The following is a 6225-nucleotide window of genomic DNA, read 5'->3' on the forward strand; positions in this document are numbered from 1 at the left end:
AGTACGAGGGCTTCCGCCCGGCACGCCGAGAGCACGCACCAGACGCCGCGGGGCCGCCCTTCGGGCGACGACGGGAATTTGACGACAGGCCCTAGTGCTGTGACCGGAAAGGTTCACCGGGGCGCGGCACCCGGCACGGCACCTCGCCGCGTTGTCGGGCCGCGCAAGTACGTCCAGTACGGGCCGCGGCCCTCCGCCTTGCGATGCACCGCACCGGACACCGCGCCCCGGCAAACCTTTCCGGCCACAGCACTAGGCGTCCACCGCCTCCCGGGTGCGGGCGCCTCCCGCGCTACCGGTGTTGGTGGTGCCGGACGGCTCGAACAGCAGGATCGACGTCTCCTCGTCGGCGGCCGGGCAGTGCTCCACCCCGCGCGGGACGACGTACATCTCGCCGGGGCCGAGGACCACGTCCCCGTCGCGCAGTCGGATCGTCAGCGTGCCGGCGACCACGAGGAACAGCTCGTCGGTGTCCTCGTGGGCGTGCCAGACGAACTCGCCCTGGATCTTGGCGACCTTGACCTCGTAATCGTTGACGCGGGCAACGCGGCGCGGGGCCCACTGCTCGGTGAAACCGGCCAGCTTCTCGGCGATGTCGACCTTCTGTGTCTTCGTCATGGGGGCAGCGTGGCGGACCGGGCGAAGGCGGTCTTGTACGTTCCTGACATGGCCGCCATCCGACCGCGCAGCACCGTCTCCGCCTGGCAGCCGCCGGTGAAGGGGATCGCCGAGGTCTTCCACGCCCGCTTCACCGAGCACGCCTACCCCGCCCACGTGCACGACACCTGGACGCTGATGATCCTGGACGGCGGGCGCGTCGACTTCGCCCTCGACCGGGAGCGGCACGGCGTCGGGGTCTCGGAACAGGTGATCCTGCTGCCGCCCGGCGTGGTGCACGACGGGCGGACCGTGACCGAGGCCGGCTTCCGCAAGCGGGTGCTGTACCTGGACACCTCGGTGCTGCCGGAGCGGCTGACCGGAGCCGCCGTCGACGGCCCGCTGCTGGCCGATCCGGCGCTGCGCGAGCGCGTGCACGGGCTGCATCTGGCGCTCGCGGAGCCGGAGCCCTTCGAGGCCGAGTCGCGGCTGGCCTTCGTACGGGAGCGGCTGCACCGGTGGCTCACCGGGCGCGAGGCGCCGGAGGGCGCGGCGCGGGGCGCGGCGCTCGCCGGGCGGCTGCGGGAGCTGCTCGACGCGCGGGTGGTCGAGGGGATCACGCTGGAGGAGGCGTCGGAGGAGTTGGGGCACGTCCATCCCACGCAGCTGATCCGGAGCTTCCGGACGGCGTACGGGCTTCCGCCGCACGCGTACCTGACGGGGCGGCGGGTGGCGGTGGCGCGGCGGTTGCTGCTGGCGGGAATGCGGACGGGCGAGGCGGCCGTGGCGGCGGGCTTCTACGACCAGGCGCACCTGACACGGCACTTCGGGCGGCACGTGGGGACCAGTCCGGCCCGGTTCGCCCGATCCGGCCGGATGTGAAGGGGAGTTGGCCGGTTCGTTGCCATCGTGTTGCGAGGCCTTCCTATTCCTTTCGATTCGACATATGACTGTTCGGCAGTTCCGAGTCATCCGTCGCATCAGGAGGAAGGCCTTCATGCGCCTTCGTACGCTCGCCACCACCGCGGTGGCCACCGCCGCGCTCTGCGGCACGCTCGCGCCGCCCGCCGCGGCCGCGGTCGAGTCGTCCCACGGGGGCGCCTGCTCCCCGTACCTCTCCGTCGCGGGCTACTCCGATTCGCCGGACAAGACCACGCTCGACGGGCGGCTGGTCGGCGGGATCTCCGGTCTCGCCGTCGACAAGGACGGCACGGTGGCCGCCGTCTCCGACAAGTCGGCGCTGTACTCGCTGAAGGTGGAGCGCGGGGACACCCCGACGGCCCGGGCCACCGCCCGGCTGCCGCTGACGGACGGCGCCGGGAAGCCGATCGACTCCGAGGGGATCGTCGTCGACCGGGACGGGTCGTACCTGATCACGGACGAGTTCGCGCCCGCCATCCGGCGCTACGGCCGGGACGGGCAGGTGCTGGGCACACTGCCGATCCCCGACGACTTCCGCCTCGCGCCGGAGGGCCGGGCCACCCCCAACACCACCTTCGAGTCGCTGACCCTGCTGCCCGGGGGCCACACCCTGGTCGCGGGGGTCGAGGGCGCGCTGTCCGGTGACGGGAAGGACGCACAGGGCCGGACCCTGCAGCGGATCCAGACCTGGGAGCGGCGCGGCGGCGAGTTCGTACCGGCCCGCCAGTACGCCTACCCGGTGGACGCGGGGCACGGCCTCGTCGAACTCGCCCCGACCCGCGACGGGCGGCTGATCGTGCTGGAGCGCGGATTCACGCGGGAGTTCGCGATCACCGTGCGGCTGTACGTAGCCGATCCGCTCGGCGCGACGGACACGTCGGCCGTGCGGACGCTGACCGAGGGGCCGGGGCTGCGGCTCGCGCGGAAGACGGCGATCGGGGACTTCAACGACTGCCCGACGCTCGGGGCGCCGTCGAAGCTGCCGCAGAACCATCCCCTGGTGGACAACGTCGAGGGCATGGTCGTCACGGATTACGACGGTGCCGGGCGGGTGCGGCTGCTGCTGGCCGGCGACGACAACGAGTTCGCGCAGCAGATCACACGGCTGTACCGGGTGGACGTGCGGCTGCCGAAGCGCCACCTTGACGACAGGCCCTAGCCGGGAGTGACGATGCCGCGGGCCACCCCCAGGGCCACCAGGTCCTGGGGGCGGATGCGGAGTTGGTCGGCCGTGGCGGGGGCGGCGGCCGGGGGGCGCTTGAGGATGGCCGCCGCCAGCTCCGGGGCGATCACCGAGAAGTAGCTGTCCGGGGTGACCCAGGTGTTCCCCGGCGCCGCCAGGGCGAGGGCGCCGCCCGAGCCGCCCTCGCCGATGAGGAGGGTGGTGACGGGGACGGTGGCGCCGGCCACTGCCGCGAAGGTGTCCGCGATGGCGGCGCCGGCGCCCGCGTGCTCGGCGGCGGCGTCGTTGGCCGCGCCGGGGGTGTCCACCAGCGTGAGCACCGGGATGCCGAGCCGGTCGGCCAGGCGGATGACGCGGGCGGCCGTACGGTAGCCCGCCGGGCGGGTCGCGGTGCCGCACTGGGCTGCGTACGCGACGGCCCGTCCCTCGCGCAGCCCGAACCCGCACAGCATGCCGGGGTCGGTGCCGCCCGCGCGGTCGCCGGAGAGGGGCAGGCGGAGGGCGAAGTACGCGTCCAGGTACGCCTCGGCGCGCGGGCGGTCGGGGTGCCGGGCCTGCCGGACGGCGTCCCAGCCGGTGGGCGGCGGCGCGACGTCCGCCAGCGCGGCCGGCGGCTCGACGGGACCGGCGGGGCGGGGCGCGGTCAGCACGCCGAGCCAGTCGGCGAGGGCGCCGGGCAGCTCGGCGCCGGGCACCACGGCGTCCACGTGGCCGGCGGCGTACTGCCCCTCGGCGGAGTAGGCCGCCGGATCGGCGTCCGCCGGACGCACCCGGGAGCCCGCGAAGCCGACCTGCGCCCCCGGCAGCGCGAGGACCACGTCGGCCCCGGCGCCCAGGGTGGCCCACCCGCCGCCGGTGGTGGGGTCGCGCAGGACGGCGAGCTGGGGGAGCCCCGCGGCCCGGGTCAGCACGCACTGGCGGGCCACGCGCTGGAGTTGGGTCAGCGCGAGCATGCCCTCCTGCATGCGGGAGCCACCGGTGGCGATGAGCGAGACGAGCGGGAGGCGGTGCTCGCGGGCGTACGCGTACGCGGCTTCGAGCCGGTCTCCGGTGCGTTCGCCGAGGGACCCGCCGAGGAAGCCGAACTCGAAGGAGATCACGGTCGCTTCGTGGCCGCCGATGCGGGCGGTGCCGGCGACGACGGACTCCCGCTCCCCGGTCCGCTCGGCGGCGCGGGCGCGGGAGTCGTCGTAGCCGGCCCAGGCGAGGGGGCCGTCGGGCGGTGACTCCCGGTGGGGGACGGGGAGTTCGGCGAAGCTCCCCGGGTCGGTCACGGAGGCGATGGCCGCACGGGCCGAGAGGCGGGTCGTCGTCACGGGGTCACCCTAGGGGGTGTTCCGCCGATCGGGCCGGGCGAATTGGGGCGGGCAGCGGGAGGGACAGGGGGAAGAGCGCCACGGCGAACAGGAGGGCGCCGATCGGCATCAGGTCCAAACTGGCGGCCATGGTGACCGTACCCAGCACCACCACGACGGGGCGCCAGGGGCTGATGCGACGCTGGACGGCGAGCTGGACCATGAGCCAGACGAGCCCGACGTAGAACAGCGTCGGGCCGACGGTGTAGACGGCGGGCAGCACTCCGGGATGGCTCTGGACCTCCTCGAAGAGCCGCTCCATCCCCGGCCGGTCGGCGGCCCGCAGGCCGACGACGAGGTCGATGGCGGCCTGGGCGACGACCGCCAGCGTGCCGGTCAGACCGAGCGAGGCGGCGGCGCCGGCGCTCAGCCGGCCCGCCGCTCCGGTGGCGGGCCCGGTCATCCGGCGCAGGGCCGGGAAGACCAGGGCGAACTGCAACACCCCGGCGAGGAGCGCGATGTGGCCCGTGGTCCAGGCGAGGCCCGGACCGTGGTCGGGATCGCTGAGCCGGATGGCCCCGTACGCCAGGATGCACAGGGGCGCGGTGATGAAGGCGGCCCGGGTGAGGGCGGCGGGCCGGCGGTGTTCCAGCGGTCGATTGGTCATGCACCGATCATGTCGATCGGGGCGCCGGCCCGTATCCGGCATCACCCCGAGGCCACCCCGAGCGGCCCCTGACCGCTCCCTGGCGAGTCACCCCAGGGCCGGCAGCGGAAAGGCGATCTTGAGGGCGTAGGCGGCGACCAGGCCGTAGCCGAGGCGGAAGGTCCAGACACGGGCGGTGTCGGAGATGCGGGCGCCGGCCAGGGCGCCGACACCGACGAGGGTCTGCTGCCAGAGGAGCGAGGCGGCGCCGACGCCGATGAGGAAGGCGGCTCCGGCCGCCCCGGTGCGGAGGGATTCGCCCTGGGCCGTGGTGAGGGCGGCGAAGTAGAGGGCGGTGGTGGGGTTGACGGCGGTGAGCCCGACGTACCGCGCGAAGGCCTTGGCCGGCCCGGGGCGCGGCGTGGGCGCGGCCCCGGCCCCCACCCCGGGGCTCCGCGCCGGCGGGGCCGGGGCTCGGCGGGACTTGGTGAGGCCGTGGATGGCGATGGTGAGGAGGATGAGCGCCGAGGCGAGCCGGACCCAGGCCTCGATCGGGGAGATGTGGGAGGCCACCCAGGGGCCCAGGGCGGTGGCGAGGGCCGCATAGGCGAGGTCCACCGTCGCGATGCCCGCGGCCGCGGCGATCGCCGTGCGGCGGTGGCGCATCGCTTCCTGGAGCAGAAGCACGCTCATCGCGCCCATCGGCATCGCCACGCCCAGGCCCGCCGCCGCGCCGCCCAGAGCGGGGGAGAGGAGTTCGGTCATGTCGAGAGGGTCGGGCGGCCGGGGCCGGATGTGCGGGCGGATATCGGGCCCGACTGCGAGAATCGCGGCATGGACCGCCTCGACAGGGAAATCCTCGGCATCCTGCAGGAGGATGCGCGGATCTCGTACCGGGACCTGGGCATCCGGGTGGGCCTCAGTGCCAACGCCACCGCCGACCGGGTGCGCCGGATGCGCCGGGACGGGGTGATCCGCGGATTCACCGTCGTCGTGGATCCGGCCGCCGACACCCGGGGCGGGCTCGTGGTCTTCATCGACCTCACGCTGCGCCAGGACACCACCAACGAGCAGTTCGAGCAGCGCGTCGCCAAACTGCCCGGGATCACGGAGGTGGTGCACGTGACGGGGGAGTACGACTACCTCGTACGGGCTCGCGCCGCCGATCCGGCCGCGTTGGACGCGTTGCTGCGGCGGCTGAAGCGGGACGCCGGGGTCGCCCAGTCGAGCACCCGGATCGCCCTTCGATCTGCGACCCGCCAGTAGCTCCGCCGGTGAACGGGGGCTTCCGGCGAGGCTGGATTCCCTTGCCCGGGGCCGGAAGACGCCTAGTGCTGTGGCCGGAAAGGTTCACCGGGGCACGGCGCTCGGCACGGCACCTCGCCGCGTTGTCGGACCGCGCAAGTACGTCCAGTACGAGCGCGGCCCTCCGCCTCGCGATGCACCGCACCGAACGCCGCGCCCCGGCAAACCTTTCCGGCCACAGCACTAGACGAGTAAGTCCAAAGTGCTCGGGTCAGTGGTCGTAGGCGATCAGTGAGCGGGTGGTGGGTGTTCCCGTCTGCCGGTTGTGCCAGATGGCC

At 74.1% G+C, this 6225-nt stretch carries 7 protein-coding genes; 3 read left to right on the top strand and 4 right to left on the bottom strand.

Features of this window, described 5'->3' with window-relative positions:
- Positions 1–252: 252 nt before the first annotated feature.
- A complete protein-coding gene (locus ACFV9H_RS40870) occupies positions 253–618 on the bottom strand; it encodes a cupin domain-containing protein (protein WP_385408990.1) in 366 nt (121 codons plus the stop codon).
- Between the two features lie 48 nt (positions 619–666).
- Here ACFV9H_RS40870 and ACFV9H_RS40875 point away from each other — a divergent pair, with 48 nt between their 5' ends.
- Positions 667–1479: a helix-turn-helix domain-containing protein gene (locus ACFV9H_RS40875; protein WP_385408992.1), complete on the top strand. Its 813-nt coding sequence runs from the start codon at positions 667–669 to the stop codon at positions 1477–1479.
- Between the two features lie 115 nt (positions 1480–1594).
- Complete coding sequence (locus tag ACFV9H_RS40880; RefSeq protein WP_385408994.1) at positions 1595–2677, top strand: esterase-like activity of phytase family protein; 1083 nt, start codon at positions 1595–1597, stop codon at positions 2675–2677.
- Here the strand turns inward: ACFV9H_RS40880 and ACFV9H_RS40885 are convergent.
- From ACFV9H_RS40885 to ACFV9H_RS40895, 3 genes are all read right to left on the bottom strand, one after another.
- Positions 2674–4017 (bottom strand): carboxyl transferase domain-containing protein, encoded by a 1344-nt coding sequence (locus ACFV9H_RS40885; RefSeq protein WP_385408996.1) that lies wholly within the window; start codon positions 4015–4017, stop codon positions 2674–2676. The two genes, ACFV9H_RS40880 and ACFV9H_RS40885, sit on opposite strands and share 4 nt — an antisense overlap.
- Before the next feature lie 4 nt (positions 4018–4021).
- A complete protein-coding gene (locus tag ACFV9H_RS40890; RefSeq protein WP_385408998.1) occupies positions 4022–4663 on the bottom strand; it encodes a hypothetical protein in 642 nt (213 codons plus the stop codon).
- 87 nt (positions 4664–4750) lie between these two features.
- Positions 4751–5407, bottom strand: coding sequence for a LysE family transporter (locus ACFV9H_RS40895; RefSeq protein WP_385409000.1), 657 nt, complete (start codon positions 5405–5407; stop codon positions 4751–4753).
- Between the two features lie 69 nt (positions 5408–5476).
- Here ACFV9H_RS40895 and ACFV9H_RS40900 point away from each other — a divergent pair, with 69 nt between their 5' ends.
- On the top strand, positions 5477–5908 hold the full coding sequence (locus ACFV9H_RS40900) for an Lrp/AsnC family transcriptional regulator (RefSeq protein ID WP_385409002.1): 432 nt from the start codon (positions 5477–5479) through the stop codon (positions 5906–5908).
- The last annotated feature ends 317 nt before the right edge of the window (positions 5909–6225 follow it).

This window comes from Streptomyces sp. NPDC059874, assembly GCF_042731135.1.
In the GTDB taxonomy this organism is placed as follows: domain Bacteria; phylum Actinomycetota; class Actinomycetes; order Streptomycetales; family Streptomycetaceae; genus Streptomyces.